This is a genomic window from Streptomyces sp. NBC_01006, from assembly GCF_045162725.1.
GTDB lineage: Bacteria > Actinomycetota > Actinomycetes > Streptomycetales > Streptomycetaceae > Streptomyces.
On sequence record NZ_CP108700.1, the window covers coordinates 6,490,580 to 6,513,823 of the forward strand.

General features: G+C 72.4%; 19 protein-coding genes, 2 pseudogenes and 1 riboswitch. Of the genes and pseudogenes, 11 read left to right on the top strand and 10 right to left on the bottom strand.

Annotated features, from left to right (window positions below; translation table 11 throughout):
* Positions 1–8 precede the first annotated feature (8 nt).
* Positions 9–147: riboswitch (cobalamin riboswitch) on the bottom strand.
* A gap of 139 nt (positions 148–286) precedes the next feature.
* From cobG to OG509_RS29425, 3 genes are read left to right on the top strand one after another with little or no spacing between them, the layout of a single operon-like run.
* Positions 287–1,657, top strand: coding sequence for a precorrin-3B synthase (gene cobG, locus OG509_RS29415; protein WP_406185586.1), 1,371 nt, complete (start codon positions 287–289; stop codon positions 1,655–1,657).
* Positions 1,654–2,301, top strand: coding sequence for a precorrin-8X methylmutase (locus OG509_RS29420; RefSeq protein ID WP_385587236.1), 648 nt, complete (start codon positions 1,654–1,656; stop codon positions 2,299–2,301). Before cobG ends, OG509_RS29420 begins: the two co-directional genes overlap by 4 nt.
* Complete coding sequence (locus tag OG509_RS29425; protein ID WP_406185587.1) at positions 2,298–3,803, top strand: precorrin-2 C(20)-methyltransferase; 1,506 nt, start codon at positions 2,298–2,300, stop codon at positions 3,801–3,803. The genes OG509_RS29420 and OG509_RS29425 overlap by 4 nt, the downstream gene beginning before the upstream one ends.
* 22 nt (positions 3,804–3,825) lie before the next feature.
* Here OG509_RS29425 and OG509_RS29430 read toward each other — a convergent pair whose 3' ends face one another.
* The 4 genes from OG509_RS29430 to cbiE are packed head-to-tail and all read right to left on the bottom strand — an operon-like array spanning position 3,826 to position 7,370.
* On the bottom strand, positions 3,826–4,527 hold the full coding sequence (locus tag OG509_RS29430; RefSeq protein WP_406185588.1) for a hypothetical protein: 702 nt from the start codon (positions 4,525–4,527) through the stop codon (positions 3,826–3,828).
* A gap of 44 nt (positions 4,528–4,571) precedes the next feature.
* The gene (locus OG509_RS29435; protein WP_406185589.1) at positions 4,572–5,330 is read right to left on the bottom strand and encodes a cobalt-precorrin-6A reductase; all 759 of its coding nucleotides are present in this window, start codon (positions 5,328–5,330) and stop codon (positions 4,572–4,574) included.
* Positions 5,320–6,069, bottom strand: coding sequence for a precorrin-4 C(11)-methyltransferase (gene cobM, locus OG509_RS29440; protein ID WP_387285545.1), 750 nt, complete (start codon positions 6,067–6,069; stop codon positions 5,320–5,322). Before cobM ends, OG509_RS29435 begins: the two co-directional genes overlap by 11 nt.
* Positions 6,066–7,370: a precorrin-6y C5,15-methyltransferase (decarboxylating) subunit CbiE gene (gene cbiE, locus OG509_RS29445; RefSeq protein WP_406185590.1), complete on the bottom strand. Its 1,305-nt coding sequence runs from the start codon at positions 7,368–7,370 to the stop codon at positions 6,066–6,068. The genes cobM and cbiE overlap by 4 nt, the downstream gene beginning before the upstream one ends.
* A gap of 160 nt (positions 7,371–7,530) precedes the next feature.
* Between cbiE and OG509_RS29450 the strand changes: the two genes are divergently transcribed.
* On the top strand, positions 7,531–8,463 hold the full coding sequence (locus tag OG509_RS29450; protein WP_406185591.1) for an oxidoreductase: 933 nt from the start codon (positions 7,531–7,533) through the stop codon (positions 8,461–8,463).
* Positions 8,464–8,627: 164 nt separating this feature from the next.
* Positions 8,628–10,034 (top strand): NAD(P)/FAD-dependent oxidoreductase, encoded by a 1,407-nt coding sequence (locus tag OG509_RS29455; protein ID WP_406185592.1) that lies wholly within the window; start codon positions 8,628–8,630, stop codon positions 10,032–10,034.
* Positions 10,035–10,057: 23 nt separating this feature from the next.
* On the opposite strand, the gene OG509_RS29460 is transcribed toward OG509_RS29455, so the two are convergent.
* Positions 10,058–11,041 (bottom strand): trypsin-like serine peptidase, encoded by a 984-nt coding sequence (locus tag OG509_RS29460; RefSeq protein WP_406185594.1) that lies wholly within the window; start codon positions 11,039–11,041, stop codon positions 10,058–10,060.
* A 211-nt stretch (positions 11,042–11,252) separates the two neighbouring features.
* On the opposite strand from OG509_RS29460, the gene OG509_RS29465 reads away from it, so the two are divergent.
* The 6 genes from OG509_RS29465 to OG509_RS29490 all read left to right on the top strand — a co-directional run bounded on the left by OG509_RS29465 (position 11,253) and on the right by OG509_RS29490 (position 16,638).
* Positions 11,253–12,290, top strand: coding sequence for a phosphatidylinositol-specific phospholipase C domain-containing protein (locus OG509_RS29465; RefSeq protein WP_406185595.1), 1,038 nt, complete (start codon positions 11,253–11,255; stop codon positions 12,288–12,290).
* A 46-nt stretch (positions 12,291–12,336) separates the two neighbouring features.
* Positions 12,337–13,401: a tRNA (adenosine(37)-N6)-threonylcarbamoyltransferase complex transferase subunit TsaD gene (gene tsaD, locus OG509_RS29470; RefSeq protein WP_406185596.1), complete on the top strand. Its 1,065-nt coding sequence runs from the start codon at positions 12,337–12,339 to the stop codon at positions 13,399–13,401.
* 88 nt (positions 13,402–13,489) lie between these two features.
* On the top strand, positions 13,490–14,158 hold the full coding sequence (locus OG509_RS29475) for an O-methyltransferase (RefSeq protein WP_406185597.1): 669 nt from the start codon (positions 13,490–13,492) through the stop codon (positions 14,156–14,158).
* A gap of 59 nt (positions 14,159–14,217) precedes the next feature.
* Positions 14,218–14,991: a tyrosine-protein phosphatase gene (locus tag OG509_RS29480; RefSeq protein WP_406185598.1), complete on the top strand. Its 774-nt coding sequence runs from the start codon at positions 14,218–14,220 to the stop codon at positions 14,989–14,991.
* Positions 14,992–15,118: 127 nt separating this feature from the next.
* Positions 15,119–15,955 carry a serine protease gene (locus tag OG509_RS29485; protein WP_406185600.1) on the top strand — a complete coding sequence of 279 codons (837 nt, stop codon included), beginning with the start codon at positions 15,119–15,121 and terminating at the stop codon, positions 15,953–15,955.
* A gap of 89 nt (positions 15,956–16,044) precedes the next feature.
* Positions 16,045–16,638, top strand: a complete 594-nt coding sequence (locus tag OG509_RS29490; RefSeq protein WP_406185601.1) for a DUF421 domain-containing protein — start codon at positions 16,045–16,047, stop codon at positions 16,636–16,638.
* Positions 16,639–16,720: 82 nt separating this feature from the next.
* Here the strand turns inward: OG509_RS29490 and OG509_RS29495 are convergent.
* The 5 genes and pseudogenes from OG509_RS29495 to OG509_RS29515 form a co-directional block, all read right to left on the bottom strand.
* Positions 16,721–16,933, bottom strand: a pseudogene (locus OG509_RS29495) (CorA family divalent cation transporter); the annotation flags it as partial.
* A gap of 702 nt (positions 16,934–17,635) precedes the next feature.
* Positions 17,636–17,904, bottom strand: a pseudogene (locus tag OG509_RS29500) (acyl-CoA dehydrogenase family protein); the annotation flags it as partial.
* A gap of 126 nt (positions 17,905–18,030) precedes the next feature.
* Complete coding sequence (locus tag OG509_RS29505) at positions 18,031–18,465, bottom strand: hypothetical protein (RefSeq protein ID WP_266634479.1); 435 nt, start codon at positions 18,463–18,465, stop codon at positions 18,031–18,033.
* A gap of 10 nt (positions 18,466–18,475) precedes the next feature.
* A complete protein-coding gene (locus OG509_RS29510) occupies positions 18,476–22,768 on the bottom strand; it encodes a DUF6531 domain-containing protein (protein ID WP_406185602.1) in 4,293 nt (1,430 codons plus the stop codon).
* The gene (locus tag OG509_RS29515; RefSeq protein ID WP_327361258.1) at positions 22,765–23,133 is read right to left on the bottom strand and encodes a hypothetical protein; all 369 of its coding nucleotides are present in this window, start codon (positions 23,131–23,133) and stop codon (positions 22,765–22,767) included. The genes OG509_RS29510 and OG509_RS29515 overlap by 4 nt, the downstream gene beginning before the upstream one ends.
* Between the last annotated feature and the right edge of the window lie 111 nt (positions 23,134–23,244).

Consider the following 23,244-nt stretch of genomic DNA (forward strand, 5'->3'; position numbering starts at 1 on the left):
TTCCGCGCCCCGGGCAGTGTGGACAGCGGGAGTTCCTGACTCACCCGGCGGATCGCTCCGCAGGGTTCACAGTGGCGGGACCGCGCCGGATTCGCACCGGGCTTCCTCCCAGCGGGCCACGTGGCTCCGCCGGTGGTCATCTTAGGTGGCCTTCTCCCTGGCCGGGAGTGGGGGTGGCCCGCGCCCTGGGAGCGGATCCGGGCAGGTCGGGCGGAGGGTGGGGCGGAAGGGGCGGGTGGTGACGGACACAGGTCGGGGTCGGTGAATCGTGGGTATGCTCGCCGCCATGCCGCCCCAGCCCCCTTCCGCCGCACCGCGGGACGAACCGGTCATACGTGACCGCGGTGACGCCTGTCCCGGTGCGCTGCGGCTGCACGCGGCGGACGACGGGCACCTGGCCCGGATCCGGATACCCGGCGGGATGCTCGACGCGGAAGCGGCCCTGCTGCTGGCCGATGCGGCGGACCGGCTCGGCGACGGGCACATCGACCTCACCTCGCGCGGCAACGCGCAGCTGCGCGGGCTCGGCGCGAGCTGCGGCGGCGAACTGCAGACCGTGCTCGTGCGCGCCGGGCTGCTGCCCGCCCCCACCCACGAGCGGGTCCGCAACATCGTCGCCTCGCCGCTGACCGGCCTGGACCGGCGCGGTCTGCCCGACGTGGCGCCCTGGGCCCGGGAGCTGGACCGGCTGCTGTGCGCGAGCGAGCCGGCCGCCGGGCTGTCCGGGCGCTTCCTGTTCGCCCTCGACGACGGCCGCGGGGACGTGACCTCGCTCGCCGCCGATGTGAACCTGGCCGCCGTCCGGGACGGGGGCCGGGCCCTGCTGTGGACGGCCGGCGCGGCGGACGCCCTGCTCGTGGCCGCCGCCGATGCGCCGAGGGCCGCGCTGGTGGCCGCCTCGTACTTCCTCGACGCCGTCCGCCAGGCCGGTACCCGGGCCTGGCGGGTCTCCGAGCTGCCTGCCGAACAGGCTCTCCGTTCCGATGAGTTGGGCGCTCGGCTGGCCGCCGCCGGGGTCTCGGCCTCCGTGGTACGGGGCCGCGCCGCCCTGCGCGGACCGGCCCCCGAACCGGGCGTGGTCCAGGGCCCGGGCGGCGACGCCGCGCTCAGCGTGTTCGCGCCGCTGGGCCGTCTGACCACCGCGCAGTGGCGCAGGCTGGCCGGCCTCACGGGCCGTCTCCGCCTGACCCCCTGGCGCGGGATCGTCGTCCCCGGCCTGCCCGCCCACGCCGCCGAGGGCGCACTCGCCGCCCTCGCCGAGGCCGGGCTCGTGACCGGCCCCGAGGATCCCTGGCGGTCCGTCACCGCCTGTACGGGGCGGCCCGGTTGCGCGAAATCCCTGGCGGACGTACGCGCCGACGCGCGTGCCGTCGTGGCGCAGCAGGCGGAGGCCGAGGCCCAAGGCGAGGCGCAGGCCCAAGCCGAGGCGCAGACGCACGCGCAGGCGACCCGCCCGCTGCCCGTGCACTGGTCCGGCTGCGAACGCCGGTGCGGGCACCCCCGCGGCACCGCCTGGGCGGACGTGGTCGCCACCGCCGACGGGTACGACCTGTCCGCGGCCGGCAGCGCCCCGCGCCGCGGTCTCCCGCCCTCCGAACTTCCCGCGGCCCTCGCGGCCGTACGCCGCACCACCTCCCACGACGCAGCGAAGAAATGAGCGAGTACACAGTGTTCGAGTACGAGAAGGACGGCGCGGCGATCTACCGCCAGTCCTTTGCCACGATCCGCGCCGAGGCGGACCTCTCCGGGCTGCCCGCCTCCGTCGCCCAGGTCGCGGTGCGCATGATCCACGCCTGCGGAATGACCGACCTGCCCCGGGACCTCGGCTACACCCCGGACGTCGTGCTCCGCGCGCGGGCCGCGCTGAACGCGGGCGCGCCGATCCTCTGCGACGTGCAGATGGTCGCCAGCGGCGTCACCCGCAAGCGGCTGCCCGCAGGAAACGAGGTGATCTGCACCCTCTCCGACCCCGCCGTGCCGGCCCTCGCCGCCCGGATGGGCACCACGCGTAGCGCCGCCGCCCTCGAAGTCTGGCGCGACCGCGGCCTGTTGGAGGGCTCCGTGATCGCCGTCGGCAACGCGCCGACCGCGCTGTTCCGGCTGCTGGAGATGATCGAGGAGGGTGCCCCGCGCCCCGCCGCCGTCATCGGCGTCCCGGTCGGCTTCATCGGCGCCGCAGAGTCCAAGGACGCGCTCGCCGCCCACGCCTCCGGGCTCGACCACCTGATCGTGCGCGGCCGTCGTGGCGGCAGCGCCATCGCGGCCGCCGCCGTCAACGCGATCGCGAGCGAGGAAGAATGAGCACGGGAACGACCTCCGGAAAGCTGTACGGCGTCGGGCTCGGCCCCGGCGACCCCTCCCTGATGACGCTGCGGGCCGTCGAGGTGATCGCCGAGGCGCAGGTCGTCGCGTACCACAGCGCCCGCCACGGCCGCTCGATCGCCCGCTCGATCGCCGCGAAGCACCTGCGCTCCGACCACATCGAGGAGCCGCTGGTCTATCCGGTCACCACCGAGACCACCGACCACCCCGGCGGCTACCAGGGGGCGATGGAGGAGTTCTACGAGGCGTCCGCCGCCCGGCTGGCCGCGCACCTCGACGCCGGCCGGACCGTCGCCGTGCTCGCCGAGGGGGACCCGCTCTTCTACGGCTCGTACATGCACATGCACAAGCGGCTCGCCGACCGGTACGAGGCCGAGGTGATCCCCGGTGTGACCTCGGTGAGCGCCGCCGCGGCCCGCCTCGGCACCCCGCTCGTCGAGGGCGAGGAGGTGCTGACGATCCTGCCCGGCACCCTGCCGGAGGAGGAGCTCACCGCCCGCCTCGCCGCCACCGACTCGGCGGTCGTGATGAAGCTCGGCCGCACCTTCCCCGCCGTACGCCGGGCCATGGAGGGCAGCGGCCGGCTGGCGGAGGCCCGGTACGTGGAGCGCGCCACCATGGCGGGGGAGCGGACCGGCGTCCTCGCCGACACCGACCCCGACAGCGTCCCGTACTTCGCCGTCGCCGTGGTGCCCAGCCGCATCGGCAACCCGGGCAGCGTGCCGTCCGGCCCCGGCGAGGTCGTGGTCGTCGGCACCGGACCGGCCGGGCCGCTCTGGCTCACCCCCGAGACGCGGCGGGCGCTGGCCGACGCCGAGGTGCTCGTCGGGTACACCACGTACCTGGACCGGGTCCCCGCGAAGCCGGGCCAGGTACGGCACGGCTCCGACAACAAGGTCGAGTCGGAGCGCGCCGAGTTCGCGCTCGACCTCGCCCGCCGCGGAAAGCGCGTGGCCGTGGTCTCCGGCGGAGACCCGGGCGTGTTCGCCATGGCCACCGCCGTGCTGGAGGTCGCCGGGCAGCCGGAGTACAAGGACGTGCCCGTACGGGTCCTGCCGGGGGTGACCGCCGCCAACGCGGCGGCCGCCGCGGCCGGGGCCCCGCTCGGCCACGACTACGCCACCATCTCCCTGTCGGACCGGCTCAAGCCGTGGGAGGTCATCGCGGAGCGGCTGCGTGCCGCCGCGGCGGCGGACCTGGTGCTCGCCCTGTACAACCCGGGCTCGCGCAGCCGGACCTGGCAGGTGGCCCAGGCCAAGGAGCTGCTGCTGGAGCTGCGTTCGGAGCGGACCCCGGTGGTCGTCGCGCGGGACGTGGGCGGCCCGGAGCAGTCGGTCCGCGTCCTCCCGCTCGGCGAACTGGAGCCGTCCGAGGTGGACATGCGCACGATCCTGCTGATCGGCTCCTCGCAGACCCAGGTCACGGAGCGCCCGGACGGCTCCCGCGTGACCTGGACCCCGCGCCGCTACCCGGAGGCCTGACCGGCGGGCCGGGCGGCCCTCCTCAGCACTGCCAGAGGAACGCCGCCCGGCCGCAGGGCGCGCAGGCGTACGCATAGGCGCTGCCGGAGCCGAAGTTGGGGGCGGTGAGGGGGTCAGGACCCTCCTCCAGCCGGGCGACGAACTCCATCGGGCGGCCGCAGCCCGTGCAGTCGGGCGTCTCGTCGTTCTGGAGCCAGTCGGGGGTGCCGCCGAGCTGTCCGAGGACGTGGCCCTTCGGGCGCCCGCTCCGCTCGGACCAGGCCTTGGAGGCGGTCCGGTACTCCGGCTCGGCCACGGTCACCCGCTCGACGGTACGGACCGCCCCGAGCTGCCGAACGTCCTCGTCCTCGTCCTCGTCTTCGTCCTCGTCTTCGTATTCGTCCTCGTATTCCTGGTCCTCGTCCTGGTCCTCGTCCTCGGCGGTGGGGAGGGCGGGCAGCGGTACCGGCACCAGCCCGGTCGGCGGGAAGAGGTAGGCCCTGTTGCCGCCGGACGTTGCGCTCCACTCCTCGCAACTGCCCGGATCGTTCGCGCACATGAAGACGGCGAGGACCCCGCGCCCGCCGTCGAGGACTATGTGCGCGATGAACTGGAGCGGCCCCGAACAGGTCGTACAAGTGGGCCACCGCGTGCCGGCGGGTGCCAGCGGAAGGCCGCCGACGCGGGTGACCGGGGCATCGGGTGCGGCGGAGCCGCTGTGGATCAGCAGAGTGGTGGTGCTCATGCCGACGAGAGTAGGAGACCCCTCGGACAACGGCCGGGCGGGGTCTACCCGTGGGTTCCCGCGAGCCACTCCAGGGCCGCCTGCGGGCACTCCGCCTCCGCAACGCCCTCCGGGGCAGGGGGCCTGCGGACCACCAGGACCGGGATGCCGGCCTCGCGGGCCGCGGTGAGCTTGGGGGCGGTCGCGGAGCCGCCGCTGTCCTTCGTGACCAGCACGTCGATCCGGTGCCGGGCCAGCAGCTCCCGCTCGCCCTCCAGGGTGAACGGCCCCCGGGCGAGCAGGACTTCGAGCCGCGGCGGCACGGGCGCGTCCGGCGGGTCCACCGAGCGCACCAGGAACCAGGTGTCGGCCAGGTGCGCGAACGTGTGCAGGCCCATGCGGCCGGTGGTCAGGAAGGCCCGGCCACCGAGTTCGGGCAGCCGTACGGATGCCTCGGCGAGCGAGTCGGCGAAGTGCCAGTCGTCCCCGGGGCCGGGGGACCAGCCGGGGCGGCGCAGCGCGAGCAACGGGACCCCCGTGAACGCCTGCGCCTCGGAGGCGTGGAAGCTCATCCGCTCCGCGAACGGGTGGGTGGCGTCGACCACGTGCGTCACGTCGTGGGCGACGATCCAGCCCGCGAGCCCGGTGACCCCGCCGAAGCCGCCGATCCGCACCTCGCCGGGCGGCAGCGCGGGCGAGGACACCCGGCCCGCGAGCGAGGTGGTCACGCGGTACGAGGGATCCCCGGCCAGCGCCTCCGCGAGGCGGCGGGCCTCCGTCGTACCGCCCAGGATCAGGACGTGGCGGGGCGGATCAGCAGACATGCCGGTCGCGCTCGGGGGAGTACAGGTGGCTGTCGCGGAACTGCTCGGCGCCGAGCGTACGGCCCACCACGATGACCGCGGTGCGGACCAGGCCCGCCTCCTTCACCTGGGCGGCGATGTCGGCCAGCGTGCCGCGCAGGATCAGCTCGTCGGGGCGGCTGGCCATCGCCACCACCGCCACCGGGCACTTGGCCCCGTAATGCGGCAGCAGTTCGTCGACGACCCGGTCCACGTAGCGCGTGGCCAGGTGCAGCACCAGCAGCGCGCCGCTGCGGCCGAGCGTGGCCAGGTCCTCGCCCGGCGGCATGGGCGTGGCCTGCTGGGCGATCCGGGTCAGGATCACGGTCTGGCCGACGGTGGGGACCGTCAGCTCCCGCTTCAGCGCGGCCGCCGCCGCGGCGAACGCCGGGACACCGGGCACCACTTCGTACGGGATGCCGGCCGCGTCGAGCCGCCGCATCTGCTCCGCGACCGCGCTGAAGATCGACGGGTCGCCCGAGTGGAGCCGCGCGACGTCCTCGCCCGCGGCGTGGGCCCGTACGCACTCGGCGATGATCTCGTCGAGGTTCAGCTGCGAGGTGTCGACCAGGCGGGCGTCCGGCGGGCACTCGGCCAGCAGTTCGCGCGGGACCAGGCTGCCCGCGTACAGGCAGACCGGTGCGGCGGCCAGCGTCCGGGCACCGCGCACCGTGATCAGGTCGGCGGCGCCGGGGCCCGCGCCGATGAAGTACACGGTCATGTCGTCTCCTGGTCCTTTTCGTTCTGTTCGTGCGCTGCTGGTGTGGGGTGGTCCGTCCGCGGCCAGGGCTTCGTCACGGACCACTGGGTGACCGGCATCGCCTGCCGCCAGCCCGTGAAACCGCCGACCGCCGCCGCGTGCGCGACGGCCAGCTTGACCAGGTCGCCGCCGTGGCGCCGGTAGCGCTCGGTGAGCACCGCCTCCGACTCCAGGGTCACGGTGTTGACGACCAGCCGGCCGCCGGGGGCCAGTGCCTCCCAGGCCGCGTCCAGCAGCCCCGGCGCGGTCAGCCCGCCGCCGATGAACACCGCGTCGGGGGTGGGGAGCCCGGCCAGGGCCTCGGGTGCGGCGCCGGTGACCACGCGCAGTCCCGGGACGCCGAGCGCCGCCGCGTTGCGGGTGATGCGGGCCGCCCGCTCCGGGACGCGCTCCACGGCCACCGCCCGGCAGGAGGGGTGCGTCCGCATCCACTCGATGCCGATGGAGCCTGAGCCGCCGCCGATGTCCCACAGCAACTCGCCGGGGGCCGGGGCGAGGGCGCACAGGGTCGCGGCCCGGACGTGGCGCTTGGTGAGCTGGCCGTCGTGCTCGTACGCGGTGTCGGGCAGGCCGGGGGTCGCGCCGAGCCGCGGGACGGCGCTGCGGCGGTCTCGGCGGCAGTCCACGGCCACCACGTTGAGGGGGTCGCCGGGGGCGTGGTCCCAGCTCTGGGCCCGTCCCTCGTACATGTCCTCGCGCTCGGAGCCGAGCTGTTCCAGCACCCGCATCCGGCTCGGGCCGAAGCCCCGCTCTCGAAGCAGAGCGGCGATCTCGTTCGGGGTCGCTGCTCCGGCGCTGAGCACCAGCACCCGCCGCCCCTCGTAGAGCGCGGCCGCGAGCCGGGCCACCGGGCGGCCGACCACCGTGACCACCTCGGTGTCCTCCACCGGCCACCCCAGGCGGGCGCACGCGTACGAGACCGAGGAGGGGTGCGGGTGGACCCGCAGGGCGTCCGGCCCGAGCTCCTCGGCCAGAGCCCGGCCGATCCCGTAGAACATGGGGTCGCCGCTGGCCAGCACCGCGATCCGGCGGCCCGCGTGCTCGGCCATCAGCTTCGGCACGGCGGGCCGCAGCGGGCTCGGCCAGGCCACCCGCTCGCCGGCGCAGTCGCCGGCCGGCAGCAGATCCAGCTGGCGCGGCCCGCCGATCAGCACCTCGGCCCCGGTCAGCGCGGACCGCGCGGCGGCGGTGAGCCCGGCCCAGCCGTCGGCGCCGAGGCCGACGACCGAGACGGGTAGGGGGAGCGGCGGTGCGGAGCTCACTGCGCGGTACCTCGGGAACGGGAAGGGGAGCGGGCGGACGGACCCGCAGCCTACTGGCCGGGGGACCGGCCCCCGGCTCCACCCCCGCGAAGGGGGAGGTCTACCCTCGGTAACCCCATGGTGACCGCACCGTGCAACCCACCGTCGCGAGGGAGCTCACATGCCTGGCTGGAACGCCGAGAACATCCCCGACCAGAGCGGCCGCACCGCCGTCGTCACGGGCGCCAACAGCGGTATCGGCTACGTCGCCGCCCGCGAGCTCGCCCGGCGCGGGGCCGATGTGGTGCTGGCCTGCCGCAGCTCGGCGCGCGGCAGGGCCGCGGTGGTCCGGCTGCGCGCCGAAGTCCCGGGCTCCGAGGTGGAGTTCATGCCACTGGACCTGGCCGACCTGGCCTCCATACGGGAGTTCGCCCACGCCCACGGGCAGCGCCGCCGCTCCCTCGACCTGCTCGTGAACAACGCCGGCGTGATGGCGCTGCCGTACGGGCGGACCGCCGACGGGTTCGAGACCCAGTTCGGGGTCAACCACCTCGGCCACTTCGCGCTGACCGGACTGCTCATGCCGCAGCTGCTCGCCGCGGCCCCCGGGGCCCGGATCGTCACCGTCTCCAGCGGGTTCCACGCACTGGGCGACGTGGACCACGACGACCTCAACTCCGAGCACGGCTACCGGCGCTGGATCGCGTACGGCCGCTCCAAGACCGCGGGCCTCCTCTTCACGCACGAGCTGGCCCGCAGGCTCGAAGCCGCCGGCTCCGGGATCGTCGCGGCCGCCGCGCACCCCGGCTACGCCTCGACCAACCTGCACGCCGGGGCCTCGCGGCAGGAGGGCCACCGGCCCATGTCGCGGCTGATGGGCCTCGGCGCCGCCGTCCTCGCCCAGTCCGCCGCCTCCGGCGCGCTGCCCACGCTGTACGCGGCCACCGCGCCGGGGGTGCGGTCCGACGCGTTCTTCGGGCCGCGGCTCGGCTGGCGCGGGGCGCCCGTCCCCTCCTGGCGGGCGAAGTGGACCCTGGACGACGCGTCCGGCGAACGGCTCTGGGCGGCCTCGGAGAAGCTGACCTCCGTCCCGTACGGGTTCCTCGCGAGCTGACCGGCCGCGTGACCGGGCGGCGTAACCGGCCGCGTGACCGGACACCCCCAGGGGGTCTCGGTACGGGCGCCCCTCCGTGAGCCCCCCGTCCGCCCCCGGGGTGCCTCGGGGCGCCCCGGGCGGGACCTGATCCGGCGCGCGGCCGGCGCGGGAGACTCGGCGCCATGGACGACGACACGGACAACCACCCAGAAGCCCACGATCACGCGGTGGTCCTCGGCGCAGGCCTGGCGGGGCTGCTGGCGGCGCGGGCACTCGCCCAGCGGTTCGCGCGCGTGACCGTGGTGGAACGGGACGAACTGCCGGACACCGGACCGGCCTTCCGGCCCGGTGTGCCGCAGTCCCGGCACGTGCACGTGCTGTGGTCGCGGGGCCTGGACCTGATGGAGGGGCTGTTGCCCGGGGTCACCCGCGAGCTGCTGGCGGCCGGGGCGTCCCTGATGGAGACGCCCCGGGACTTCCTGTGGCTGAGCCCGGCCGACTGGTTCCACCCGGTTCCCGGGTCCCGGATCCTGATCGGCAGCCGGGAGCTGATCGACTGGACGGTCCGCCGGGAGGTGCTGCGGGACGAGCGCATCCGGGTCCGCTCCGGCGCGACGGCGACCGGGCTCGTCGCCGGGCCCGACGGCCGCTCGGTCACCGGTGTACGGCTGCGCGAGGGGGACCCGCTGCCGGCCCGCTTCGTGGTCGACGCGACCGGGCGGACCTCCCGGGCCCCGGCCTGGCTCGCCGCCCTCGGCCACCCGGCCCCGGCGACCACCCGCTACGACTCACACCTCTGCTACTCCAGCCGCTACTACGAGGTCCCGCCGGATCCGGCACGCCGCTGGCAGGGGATCTACGTCCAGGGCCGCCCCGAAAGTCCGCGCGGCGGCGTACTGGTGCCCCTCGACGACGGCCGCTGGCTGGTGACGCTGACCGGCAACGGCGAACACGCCCCGCCGACCGGGGAGGAGGAGTTCCTCGACTTCACCCGGAGCCTGCGCAGCCCCGTGCTGTACGACGCCATCCGCGATGCCAAACCCCTCTCCACGCCGACGGGTTACCGCAACACCGCCAACGAATGGCGGCACTTCGAGCGCCTCGACCGCTGGCCGGCCGGGTTCGTCGTCCTCGGCGACGCCGTCTGCCGGGTCAACCCCGTGTACGGGCAGGGGATGACGGTGGCCGCCCTCGCGGCGGACGCACTGGCCGGCGCCATCCGGGGCCTGGCCCCCCGGGAGATCGCCGCGGCCGCCCGCCGGATCCAGCGGCGTACGGCCGCAGCCTCCGACATGGCCTGGCAGATCGCCACCAGCGAGGACATGCGGTACCCGGAGACCGAGGGGCCGCCGCCCGACCGGGCGACCAAGGTCCTCCAGGCCTACATGTCCCGGGTGATCGTGGGCGCCAACGCCGACCCGGAGATCTCCCGGCCCTTCTTCGGCGTGCTGTCGCTGGCGGTCTCGCCGAACGTCCTGCTGAGCCCGGGCACGGTGATCCGGGTCCTGTCCAAGTGGCGGCTGCCGACGGCCCCGGAGACGGCCGACTACCCGCCGCACCACAAGGCCCCGGCGGACTCGGGGTCGTAGGGAGCCGTTCGGGTCCGGGCCGTCTAGCGGGCCGCCACGGCACGCTCGTACACGGCGCGTACCCCCTCGTCGAACAGGCTGCTGTACGAGGTCTTCTCGTCGCCGCCCCCGTCGCGGCCGCCGACCACCCCGATCAGGGTGTGCGCGTCGGTCAGCACCGGACCACCGCTCGTGCCGTCGGGTACGTCCGCGCAATCCAGCCGCAACTGCGTGGGCCCGTCGGCACGGGCGGTGTTGAAGCACTCCACGGGGTACTCGGTGTCGTTCGGATAGCCCACGACCCGGGCCGGAGCGGGCAGTTCGGGCCCGAACCGGATCGTCTGCGCCCCGGCGGCGTCCTCCAGGCGCTCGCCGGGGTGGCCCGGTCGGCGCATGCGGAGGAAGGCCACGTCGTAGTCGGGGTCCTGGTCATCGATCCAGCGGGGGTCCACGTCGATCCGGGTGGGCACCCAGACCCCGTACGGGGCCTTGCCGTCCCGGTAGCCGGGGGCGAAGGCGAGGTTCGTACGGAAGCCGAAGACGCCGCGGTACACGCAGTGGGCGGCGGTGGCGACGAGGTCGCCGCCGGGGGAGTGGACCACGCTCGCCGAGCAGTGGTGGTCCTGGTCCGCGTCCTCACCGGGGGAGAACAGCGCTCCGATCGCGGGCTCCGCGGCAGCGGGCCGCGCGACCAGCGGGTCGGAGGGCTGCCAGCCGCCCGACCGCCAGTGCACGCCGGCCGGGGGGCCGACCGTGCCCTGCGCGGCCGGGCCCGGGGCGGCGGGATCCGGGGACGCCGGGGACGCCGGCGGGGCCTCCCGCGCCGGGCCGTCGAGTACGGCCGCCGCCGCGCGGTCGGCCTGCTCGGCGTCCTGTACGTAGCTCCCCTCGGCGGAATCCCCGTCCGCCAGGTACGCCGCCACGCCGTGCAGCTTCCACAGGAGTCCGGCGCACCCCATCAGCACGGCGCAGCCGACGCCGACGAGCAGGCAGACCCGTACGGCCCGCCCGCGAACCCTGGTGAACATGTGGTACTCCCGCCCGGAAAATGCCGACCGGCGTCCCGGTCGGCTCCCTGTTCGACGGACGGCGTGACGACGCCAGTTCCTGGTCGGAACGTGTCCGTCCTCACAGCCGGGACGCCCGTCATCCCCCGTCCTTCCGCCCTTCACCCAACTCGCCTACTCTCCGGCCGAGTTGAGACATAGCGCACCGACTGGGCGGACAGGAGCCGAAAGCATGGGAATGCGGAACCGGATGGCGGGCGCGGTGACGGCGGGCCTGGCGGCCCTGGCCTTCGTACTCGGTACGGCGCCGGCGGGGGCCGCCGCCGACCTCCCGTACGCGGGATCGACCGGCGTCGGCGTGCACAACGCGTACGAAAAGGCCAAGTACCCGTACTTCGCGGACGCGCTCGACTCGGGCGCCGCGATGCTGGAACTCGACGTGTGGACCAACTTCTTCGGCAGCTCCTGGCGGGTCGCCCACGACAACCCCTTCGGCAACGACAACAACTGCGAGAACGCCACCAGCCCCGCCCAGCTGCGCACCAAGTCCCGCAACCAGAACCTCGCGGGCTGCCTCTCCGACATCCGCAGCTGGCACGACGCCCACCCCGGCCACCGCCCGGTCGTCCTCAAGCTGGAGCTCAAGGACGGCTTCGCCGCCAACCTCGGGCGCGGCCCGGCCGAGCTGGACGCGCTGCTGAACTCGAAGCTCGGCGACGCCGTCTACCGCCCCGGCCAGCTCGCCGCCGGCCACCCCGACCTGGACACCGCCGCCCGGGCCGGCGCCTGGCCGAGCCGCGCCGCGATGGCCGGGAAGTTCCTGGTGGAGCTGATCCCCGGCACGCTGGAGGAGGGCAACGCCGGCGACACCCTGTGGACCGACCGCGAGTACGCCCAGTACCTGCGTTCCCTCGCCGCCGCGGGCCGGCTCGGCCAGGCCGCCGCCTTCCCCGCCGTGCACCGGGCCGAGGCCGGCGACCCGCGCGCCCGGTACGCCGACGCCTCGCTGCGCCCCTGGTTCGTGGTCTTCGACGGGGACGCGAGCGCGTACGCGGGCGGCTCGATCGACACCGCCTGGTACGACCGCAACCACTACCTCCTCATCGCCACCGACGCGCACAACGTGGCGCCCGCCATCGACGGGGTGCACCCGACGGAGGCCCAGGCCCGGGACCGGGTCGGCCTGATGGCGGCGCACCACGCGTCCATCGCCTCGGCGGACTGGTACCCGCTGCCGTCGGTGCTGGCCACGGTCGTCCCGCGCGGCTAGTACCCTTATTGCGAACTATTCGCAATAAGGGTCGGGTGCGGGTCTGATGGCTGCTTCTCCGGTGGTGCTCGGCATCGAGTCCTCCTGCGACGAGACGGGCGCGGGCATCGTGCGGGGCGGCCGGCTCCTCGCGCACGTCGTCGCGTCGAGCATGGACGAGCACGCCCGCTTCGGCGGGGTCGTCCCCGAGATCGCGGCCCGCGCCCACCTGCACGCCTTCAACCCGGTGGTCCGCCAGGCCCTCGACCGGGCCGGACTGCGCGCCGACCAGCTCGACGCCGTGGCCGTCACCACCGGCCCCGGCCTCTCCGGCGCACTCCAGGTCGGACTGGCCGGGGCCAAGAGCCTCGCGTACGCACTGGACGTACCGCTGTACGGGGTCCACCACCTGGCCGGGCACGTCGCCGCCGACACCCTGGAGCACGGGCCGCTGCCCGAACCCTGCGTGGTGCTGATCGTCTCGGGCGGGCACACCTCGCTGCTGCTCGTACGGGACCTCGTGCGCGAGCCGATCCTGCACCTCGGGGACACCCTGGACGACGCGGCGGGGGAGTGCTTCGACAAGGTGGCCCGGGTGTTCGGCCTGCCGTACCCGGGCGGGCCGGCCATCGACCGGGCGGCGCGGGGCGGCGACCCGGGGGCGGTCCCGTTCCCGCGTCCGCTGACCGGCGGGCCGCGCGCGCAGGACCCGTACGCGTACTCCTTCTCCTTCTCGGGGCTCAAGACGGCCGCGGCCCGCTGGGCCGAGGGCCACCGGCAGCGCGGGGAGCGGCTGCCGGTCGCCGACGGCGCGGCCTCGCTCCAGGAGGCGGTGGCCGACGTACTGACCCGCAAGGCGGTCGCGGCCTGCGCGGCGTACGACGTGAAGACGCTGGTGGTGGTCGGCGGGGTGGCGGCCAACTCGCGCGTCCGGGCCCTGGCGGAACGGCGCTGCGCCTCGGCGGGAATCGAACTGCGGGTGCCGCCGATGACGTTGTGCACGGACAACGGCGCGATGATCGCGGCGATCGGCGACCTCCTGGTCCGCGCGGACGCGCCCCCCGCCCCGCTCACCCTCACGATCGACCCGTCGGCCCCGCTGGAGTACGCGGCCCTCCACCCGACGGCCTGACGGCCCGGCCGGGGCGTTTCCGCTCCGGGCCGCCGTCGTTGGGCAGTCCCGAAGGCGTACACACGGGACTCGCGAAGGGGCGTACGGCATGGACAGGGACGTCGACGAAGTGAAGACGGTGCACCTCACCCACGAGGTGTACGAGTACCTCGTCGCGCAGGCCGAGCCCCCGAGCCGGGTCCAGGAGGAGCTCGTCGAGCGGACCCGCGCGCTCGGGCGCGCGGCGCAGATGCAGGTCCCGCACGAGCAGGGCGTCTTCCTCACCCTGCTGGGCAAGATGGTCGGCGCCCGCCGGATCGTCGAGGTCGGCACCTTCACCGGCTACTCCACGCTGGCGCTGGCCGCGGGCCTGGTCTCCGGTGGGCGGGTCCTGACCTGCGACGTCTCCGAGGAGTGGACGTCGATCGCGCAGGAGGCCTGGAAGGCGGCCGGGGTCGACGACCGGATCGAGCTCGTGATCGCCCCGGCACTGGAGACGCTCCGCGCGCTCCCGCAGGACCTGGTGATCGACATGGTGTTCCTGGACGCCGACAAGCCCGGCTACCGCGCGTACTGGGACGAGCTCGTGCCGCGCCTGCGGCCCGGCGGGCTGATCCTCGCCGACAACGTCCTGTACGGGGGAGAGGCGGTGGACGCCGGAGCCCGGGGGAACGCCCTGGCCATCCGGGAGTTCAACGCGCACGTGCGCGCCGACGGGCGCATGGAGTCGGTGATGCTCCCGATCGCGGACGGGCTCACGCTCGCGCGCAAGCGCTGAGGGTTCTGAGGGCGGATCCGGCATCCTGGGGCACTCGACCGCATGACGAGGAGCCCCAGTTGCCTGCCGATCCGACCGCGCACCGCCCGCACCAACCGCCCCACCCGCACCGCCGCCACGTCGACTTCGACCGCCTGCACAACTTCCGCGACCTGGGCGGCTACCGCTCCGCCGACGGCCGTACCGTCGCCTGGGGCGCGCTCTACCGGTCCGACTCCCTGGGCAAACTCACGGGAGCCGACTGGGACCGCTTCCTCGGCCTCGGCATACGCACGGTCATCGACCTGCGCTACCCCTGGGAGATCGAGGCCAAGGGGCGGATCCCCGAGCCCGAGCGGTTCACGTACGCCAACCTCAGCATCGAGCACCGCCCGTACGACCAGGCCGCGATCGACCCCGGCATCGACCCCTGGCGGTACCTGGCCGACCGCTTCGCCGAGGTGACCGAGGACGGCGTGGAGGAGATCCGCGGGGCCATCGAGCTCATCGCCGCCGGTCCCGGTCCGACGGTCTTCCACTGCACCTCCGGCAAGGACCGCACCGGCCTGATCGCCGCTTTCGTCCTGACCCTCCTCGACGTGTCCGAGGAAGAGATCCTGGCCGATTTCGCTCTCACCGAGCTGGCCACCGCCCGCCTCACGGCCGACTGGCACGCCGCCAACCCGGGCCGCACCATGCGCTGGCCCTCGTACGGACGCGCCCCGGCCGAGATCCTGTCCCTCGTCCTCGCCGACCTGACCACGCGCTACGGCTCCGCGGCGAACTACCTCGCCACACGCGTCGGAATCACGCCGGCGACGGTGGCCCGGCTCCGGGACCGCCTCCTGCGCTGACGCGTCTCCTGAACCAGAAAACCGCCAACTCTGGCCACATCCTTGCCTGTTGATGCGGGTGTCCCAACAATGCACATGACAACCGGAGGATCTTCGGTTGCATCGTCATTCAGAGGGGAACCCCCACATGCGCAAGCCTCTCGTCGGCGCCGTGCTCTCGCTGCTCCTGATAGGAGCGGCGGCAGCACCGGCCGTGGCCTCGACACCCCAGGACAAGGCGGCGCCGGCCGTCGCCGTGAACTACGCGGGGACGGTCGCGCTCAGCAACTGCTCCGGTTCCGTCGTCCGCGTCCCCGGCTCCCAGCCGAACGACCCCGCGCTCGTGCTCTCCAACGGGCACTGCATCGAGACCGGTTTCCCGGGGCCGGGCGAGGTCGTCAAGGACCAGTCGTCCAGCCGCTCGTTCTCGCTGCTGGGCGCCTCGGGCTCGCGCGTGGCGACGCTGCGGGCCAGCAAGATCGCGTACGCGACGATGACCGACACGGACATCTCGATCTACCAGCTGACCAAGACGTACGCCCAGATCCAGAGCCAGTACGGCATCGCCGCACTCACCCTGAACGACGCCCGCCCGGTGCAGGGCACTGCGATCAAGGTCGTGTCGGGGTACTGGAAGCGGACCTACAGCTGCAACGTGGACGGGTTCGCGTACCGCCTCAAGGAGGGCGAGTGGACCTGGAAGGACTCGGTCCGCTACACCTCGTCCTGTAACACGATCGGCGGCACCTCGGGCTCCCCGGTGATCGACACGACGACGGGCAAGGTCGTCGCGGTCAACAACACGGGCAACGAGGACGGGCAGCGCTGCACGGAGAACAACCCGTGCGAGGTGGACGAGGCCGGCAACGTCACGGTCCGCCAGGGCATCAACTACGCCCAGGAGACGTACATCATCGTCCCGTGCATCGGCGCGGGCAACAAGATCGACCTGACCCGCGCAGGCTGCACCCTGCCGATGCCGTAACGCAGAAGGCCGCCCGCCCGCCCGGCCGGGGCGGGCGGCTACGGCGGGTCGGTGACGCCGTGCATGCCGGATGTGCCAGCGTGGACGGGATGCATTCCGCCCAAGACGCCCTCACCCCCTTCCTGCACGGTGACATCCCGTACCTGGAGAAGGCGATCCGCACCATCGGGGTCTACGTACTGATCCTGGTGCTGCTCCGGATCGTCGGCAAACGCCAACTCGCGCAGCTCAGCACCTTCGACCTGGTGGTGATGCTGCTGCTGGCCAACGTCGTGCAGAACGCCGTGATCGGCCCGGACAACTCGGTCGTCGGAGCGGCCTTCGGGGCCGCCGTACTACTCGGGGTGAACACCGTTGTGGTCCGGGCGGCCGCCCGCTACGAATGGCTGGGCCGCCTCCTGGAGGGCGGTCCCACCACCCTGGCCCGCGACGGCCACTGGCTCACCCGGGTGATCCGCCGCAACGGCCTGCGCCGCGCAGACCTGGACGCGGCGGTCCGCCACCAGGGCGGCGACGACGTCACGGAAACCACGGAGGTCACCCTGGAACCGGGCGGCGCCCTGGTGGTCCAACTGGCGGAAGCGAACCAATCCGCAGACAAGTCCGACATCGCCGCCCTGAAAGCCGCCCTGACCACCCTGACCCACAAGGTCGACGCCCTGTCCCCCCGCAACGACGTGTGAAACCAGGCGCGTACGAAGGAAACGGCCGTCGCAGCGACGGGCGGGGGGCGCAGCCGTATCGTCCAGGCCATCGGCCAGGAGGTCAACTACCCGGGCGGTCAAGGCACAAGCGGAAGTCCTGCCCCCCGAGGCCCGCAGCATCCGCTACCACGCCGGCCGCATCGTCGAGGAGGATCGTGAAGGGGTAGCCCGCGGCCCAGTGGAGTTCCGGCATGGTCTCGAAGTTTATGCCGTAGATGGTGCCGACCAGGGTGGGGGCGAAGAGGATGGCGGCCCACGAGGAGATCTTCTTGACGTCGTCGCCCTCACACCGCTGACCTGCGGGAACCGACTGGTGAGTTCCTCTGACCTGCGGATATCCGCCTTTCCGGCCCTTTCACCCTGCTGCCCGTTTGTGCAGCCGATCCTCCCCAGCCGCTCCCCAAGGGGCCTTCGTTCTCCCCAGATTCTCCCCAGCCGAGGCTGCTTCGGAAGGAGGATCTCTGCAGACCAGGAGCGTGATCCGATGTCGGAACGTGCGCACGCCAGGCCGGCAGCCGCAGGTCCGGCCAGTGAGGGGTTGTCCCGGCGAGGCGATCTGCGTTTCCGCCGGTGAGACGATAGCCGGAGATTGTGGTGGTCGGCTCGACCGTGCTGTGGTGACCAGTGGTGGTGTGAGAGCAACCGCCGTGGAGGGGTACGTCCAGGATGGCACGCGCGGCGATCGGGGAGCAGGGAAGGGCACGAGGCAGGCAGCTACTGCCGCTCGCCACGTCCGAAGCGGTGGGGTGGGCTGCCGGGTTGCTGGCCGACGGCTGGGCGGCGGTGTTCCTGCCCCAGGAGCTCGCACGGCACGGCTGCCTGCCGCTGTGGCGGCCCATTGAAGTGTTCCCCGCACCCCACGCCGAACCGCCGGCCGGTACGGAGGGGGCGGGCGGTCGAATGGGTGCTGCCGTACGGCCGGTCGGTGCGCCGCCGCGCCGCCGTGGGCCCTGCTTGCCGTCGAACACGACGCCTCTTACCTGGACTCCTTAGGCAGGTTGAGCGCACGCTCGGCGATGATGTCCGCTGGTTCTCGTTCGAACCGCCGTAGATCGTGTCGGCGCGGGTGAACAGGAAGAGCCGCTGCTCCTCGTCGAGTCCGAGCTCGTACGGCAGCCCGGGCTTCCTGCCCCGCCACCCGGCCGAGGACGCCGCACCGCGGACCTCCACCGCCAGCTCGCCGAGCAGCCGATGCCGGCCGTCCCACAGCAGCTTCGCGACGCTCGGGGCCCCCGGATCGTCCGTCGCGGCCACCGGCACCCTGGTGGCCGTCCTCTGACCTTCCCCGGCGCCCGACAACCAGCGCGACCCCGTCCGGCCATCAGGCCGGCCGGGGTCTTGGCACGCCCCGTAGCCCTGACTCCTGGCCGGTCAGGCTTGCGTGAAGCTCACGAGCGGGCCGTCCTCGGTGTCCGTTGCCTGCACGTCGAAGCGTCTGCCCGGAAATGCCCTCTCAAGGGAAAGGCGCCAAGCGGCCGCGATGTCCTGAGCCAGGGTGAAGGCATTGGCCCAGGATTCGTCGTCATCGATGTCTAGGTACAGCCACAGCCTGAACTGATTCAGGGTGGCCTCGATGGAGGCGACGTCCCCCCGCAGCTCGCTGTGCCACCTGACGAAGTTGTCGGGGTCGTACGAGCGGTCCCACAGGACACAGCCCTCCACCTCGACGAATTTCGGCAAGAACACACGTGACAGTGCGATCCACTCGGCCAGCCCGACGGACTGGGAGAGGAAGTCCAGGTAGTCCGCGGCCCCGCCCGAGGCCTCCGTCCACGTTCTGAGCGTCGGATCTTTCAAGGGGTCCATGCAACATTCCTCATTGCGGCAATTCGTCAGGCCTGGCGGGCCTTGGCATTTTATCCCACGTAAGGAAAACTTGCCCTGTTTTGGGATGTACGTTCTTGTGGGTCTCCAGTACGTGAGGTGCTGGTACCCCGCCGTGCGGCTTGGAGTCGGGATCCACGTCGACGCGCTTCAGCGGGAGCCCGTCCTCGTCGTAGACCGCGTAGGCGGTCACGCTCCCATCCTCCTTGCGACGTACCAGCACTTCGCCCGGATTCGCCGACTTGGGGAAACGCCCGCTGTGGGGGGTTGCGGTCGAGAGGTCGATTCCGCAGTTGGGCGCCAGGCCGAGCGGATCCGTCCAACCAAGCGCGTTGAGGACGTAGGCGTGGTGATTGACGGCCGGTTCCAGGCCCAGCGGGTCCGGGCTGATGTACCGGGCGTTCTCTGGGTCGTAATAGCGGAAGTAGTTGTAATGCAAGCCGGTTTCCTCATCCGCGTACTGGCCTGGGAACCGGAGGGGGCAGTCCACGGACGCTATGTCCGTGGCGGAGGGGAAGACGACGCCCCACAGCGTGGTGCGCCGCTGCCAGGCAAGGCCCCCCTCAGGAGTGACGAGTTCGCTCGGGGTTCCGACAGCGTCCGTGACGACGGCATGGAAGCGAGTGGTGCAGTCGGTGGAGGTGTCCTGGGCCAGTTTGGTCAGCAGTGATGCGCCTTGTTCCCGGACTAGCGGCTTGTGGTCGGTCTGGGTGAGCGGGCGATGGGTGCCGGGGGCGTAGTCCCAGGTGGTGACCTGACCGTCGGACCTCTGCCGTTCGGCCAGGCGTATGTCATCCCAGGTGAAGTCCGTGCGGTCGGCGGTCGAACCGTCGTCTGCCAGGCGCTGCTTGGATATTCGGCGGCCCAGCGGGTCGTACGTGTACTGCCAGCGCTCACCGGCCGGTGTCACCGCCTCGGTCAGGCGGTCTTCCGCGTTCCAGGCGTACATCCAGACCAGCTGTTGCCCGTTGAGGAGCTTATGGGTCTTGCGGATCAGGCGGCCCTGGGCGTCGTGTTCGTACGCTGTGCGGCCGGCACTGCGGATGAGGGTGCCTGTGAATTTGCGGTCGCCGGCGGTTACCTGGGCGGGGGCGGGGGCGGGGGCGGGGGCGGGGGCGGGGGCGGTGGCGTGGGTGAGGTTGCCTGCTGCGTCGTAGGCGTATGTCTCAGTCCAGCCGTGGGCTCGGACTCCCGTGACGCGACCGATACCGTCGAGATCGAACTGTCGGGTTCCCGAGGTCAGTTCGCGGATCTCGGTGAGATAGCCGTCCTCGCGATAAGCGTACGTGCGGTGCTGGAGTAGGCGGTCGGTCTCGTTCGAACGGTCCGAAAGAGTCTGCTCGATGAGGCGGTGGGTGACGTCCCAGGTCTGGGTGAGCCTGACGCCGTCGCCGAGGCGGCGCTCGGTCTCGCGGCCCGCGGCGTCGTACGCGAAGGTCAGCGAGCCGGCTTCGGTGCCGAATCCAGCCGGGCGGCCTGTCGGGTCGTAGGTCCAGTGCGAGCTAAGCCCGGACGGGGTGGTTCGCCGGATGACACGGCCGAGGGCGTCGTACGCGTAGGCGGTCGTGCGCCCATTGACGATTTCCGTCAGCGTACGACCGAGCGCATCCCGCTGGATGGAGACCTCCGCGTCCGCGTTGGCCGTGTGGATCAGATCGCCGGATGCGCCGTAGGCGTACGTGGTGACGTTGCCCCCGGCGGAGTGCTGCTCGATGACGCGGCCCAGCTCGTCCCTGGTGAAGCTCAGCTTTTCGCCCGCGCCGTTCGTGCGGGATGTCAGAGCGCCCGACGCGTCGTGCGTGTACGTCAGCGTCCGGCCGTTGAAGTCGGTCTCCGTGACCAGTCGGCCGGCTTCGTCGTACGCGTACGTCCAGGTCAGCCCCTGCGGGTTGGTGACTTCGGTCAGTCGGAGCTCGGTGTCGTACGCGAAGGCGTATGCCGTTCCGTCCGGGTCTGTGCGGGTGGCGGGTACGTCGAAGTGCGTGGCGGTGTGGCGGGTGACGTTGCCTGCGGGGTCGGTGTGGGTGAGCGGGTTGCCCTCGCCGTCCCAGGTCCAGGACTCCCGGCTGCCGTCCGCATGCTCGCGCCACGTCGGCTTGCCTTCGGTCGACCAGCCCATGCGGGTGGTCCCGCCCAGTGGGTCGACCACTTGGACGACACGGCCGAAGGAGTCGCGGCGTGCCACCGTGGTGTGTCCGAGTTCATCGGTGACGGCGACGGGCAGCCCGGCCGCGTCCGGTGTGACTCTGCGGGTATGGCCCAGGGCGTCGGTGACAGTGACCAGGTGGCCCGACTCATCGTAGGCACAGTGCGTTTCGGCGCCGAGCGGGTCGGTCGTGGTGACCAGGTTGCCGAGCTCGTCGTAGGTGTGGTGCCAGGTCGCACCACCGGGTTCGACGACCTCGACCGGCCGGCCGAGCGCGTTGTACGTGGCCCGGGCGACGGTCTGGTCCGGCAGGGTGACTGCGGTGAGGTTGTCGGCTTCGTCATAGGTGTAGCGCGTCGTACGGCCCTGCGGGTCGGTGACCGAGACGGGTTTGTCGCCCCGCTGTGTCCACTGCGTGCGGGTGGTGTGGCCGAGCGGATCGGTCTCCTCGACGACCATGCCCGCGGAGTTGTACCGGTGGGTGGAGCGGCGGCCGAGGGAGTCGGTGTAGGTGGTGGTGTGCGCCGTGTCGTCGTAGGCGAGGGTGCCGGAGAGGAAGCCGTCGCTGCCCTCGGTGCGCTCGACTCGGCCGCGGGTGTCGTAGAAGTACGCGAACGAAGTGCCGTTGCGGTCGGTCCAGGAGGTGACCCGTCTCTCGGCGTCGTACGTGAAACGCAGTGGTTCGTCGCTGGAGTTGATGACCTCGGTGAGGTTGCCCGCCCCGTCGTAGCCGTACCGCATCACAACCGTACCGGCGTCCTCGCCCGGTGACGGCTCGTACCGCGACGGGGCCTGGTCCAACAGGCGCAGGGCGGTGATGCGCGGCCCCTGGGTGTCGACGGCGATGTAGTAGCCGCCGGAGTGGCGGAGCGCGGTGGGGATGCCGTCGGGCGTGCGCTCGATGTCGATGCGAGCGCCGTTGCGGTCGTGCCAGCTGTCCAGGGGGAGGTGGAAGACACCAAAGCTGTCGGAAGGGAGGGGGGTACTGAAGGTGCGGACGACTCCGGAGTCCGGGTCGGTGATGGTCATGACGCCGTCGGGCTTGCCGTCCCATTTCAGCGGCCAGCGGGCGCCCTTGACGGGCAGGGCTGGCTCGCCGGGCTGAGGAACGGGGTAGACCAGGCGCATGCCGTCCGAGGCGGCGAACACCACCCCTTCCCCGTCGATCTGAAGGCACTCGTCCAGGGTGGAGACCCAGGTGGGGCCGAAGCACACCCCACCGCGGTACGAGGACAGGTGGGTGCGCTCGAAGACCAGGGGGAGGTCGGCGGGGAGCGTGAGGTCGGTCTGCGTCATCAGCATGGCGCCGGTCGCCACGTCGATCGGCTCTCCGACGCACGGAGTGCTCTTGCACTGCCGGGCCGCAGGACCGAGTTCGACCAGGTCGGGGCGGAGCGTCGGCGGCCGCAGCATCAGAGGCACCTCGGTCTTGGTGAACAGGCTCCCCTCGATGCCGGCCTTCGTGACACCACCGGCGGCGCCGAACGCCCCGCCGTAGATCATGCCGTCCTTTGCCGCGGCATTGATCTCGTCGAGGCTGAATCCCTTCTGCATGCCGGTGGCGATCTTCAGGGGCTGGGCGACCGCGAGGTCGATGGTCACCGACTCCATGCTTCCGAAGGCCGCCGCGACCAGCGTGCCGGCGGCGATTTCGGCGACGGTGGTGGTGACGGCGACGCCCATGGTGGCGCCGAATTCGATGAGGGCCTCGGTGGCCAGGGCGGCAGCACCCGCGGCAGCACCCGCGGTCACGAAGGCCAGCGCGATGCCACCCACGATGATCGCGGCATCGATGCCGATCTGCGTCCAGAGTTTGTTGATGGCGTCGTCGACGGCCTTGGCGAACTTGTCCAGTGCCTCGGCCATCTGGCGGGCCGCCTCGGCGAGGTCGCTGAGCCAGCCCGCGTCGTTGCCCTTGGCGTACCTCCCCCAGAAGGTCCCGAACGCCTCTATCGCCTCACCCGTGTTGTTGGTGATCAGGGAAGAGGCCGCGTTGTTGACGGGCGTACGTACATCGGCGACGGCGTCGGCGAAGGTCCGCCAGGCATCGGCGGCGTGCCGCAGGGTGCCGGAATTGGCATCCGGCCACCACAGGCCCAGCTTGAGCAGGAGGTCCTTGGCCTCGTCCTCAATGCTCACTTGTCGCCCCTGTCGTGGCCTTCGCCGTCCTTCGACAGCACTTTCGTGAACATCCCGGCGATCAGCTCGTCGTTGTCGACGTGCCCGTCCGCCATGTCGGTCATCGCCTCGTGAATGCTGACCAGACCGAGGACGAGGGTGCCGGCCGCCTTCTCGATGGCCTTCTGCTGGGGGCTGTAGGCGTCGCCGAATGCCTTGCCCTGCTCGTCATCTCCCCACGGCTTACCGAGCCCGTCGAGGGCGGTGACGAGCGTCGTGAGCGCTTTGCTCAAGTTCTGGCCCTGCGTGTGGAAGACCGGCGCCGTCAACTTGATATCGGCCGTACTGATGTCCAGAACCTTGCCGCTGTCGTTGCCGTCACCCACGCGTGATGCCTCCCCCGATACCGAACACGAATCGCAATCCTAACTTGACACTGTCGAGGGTCTTGCAGTTGTCGACGTCAGTCGCTGGCGGTGCGTCAGGACTTTGGCCGC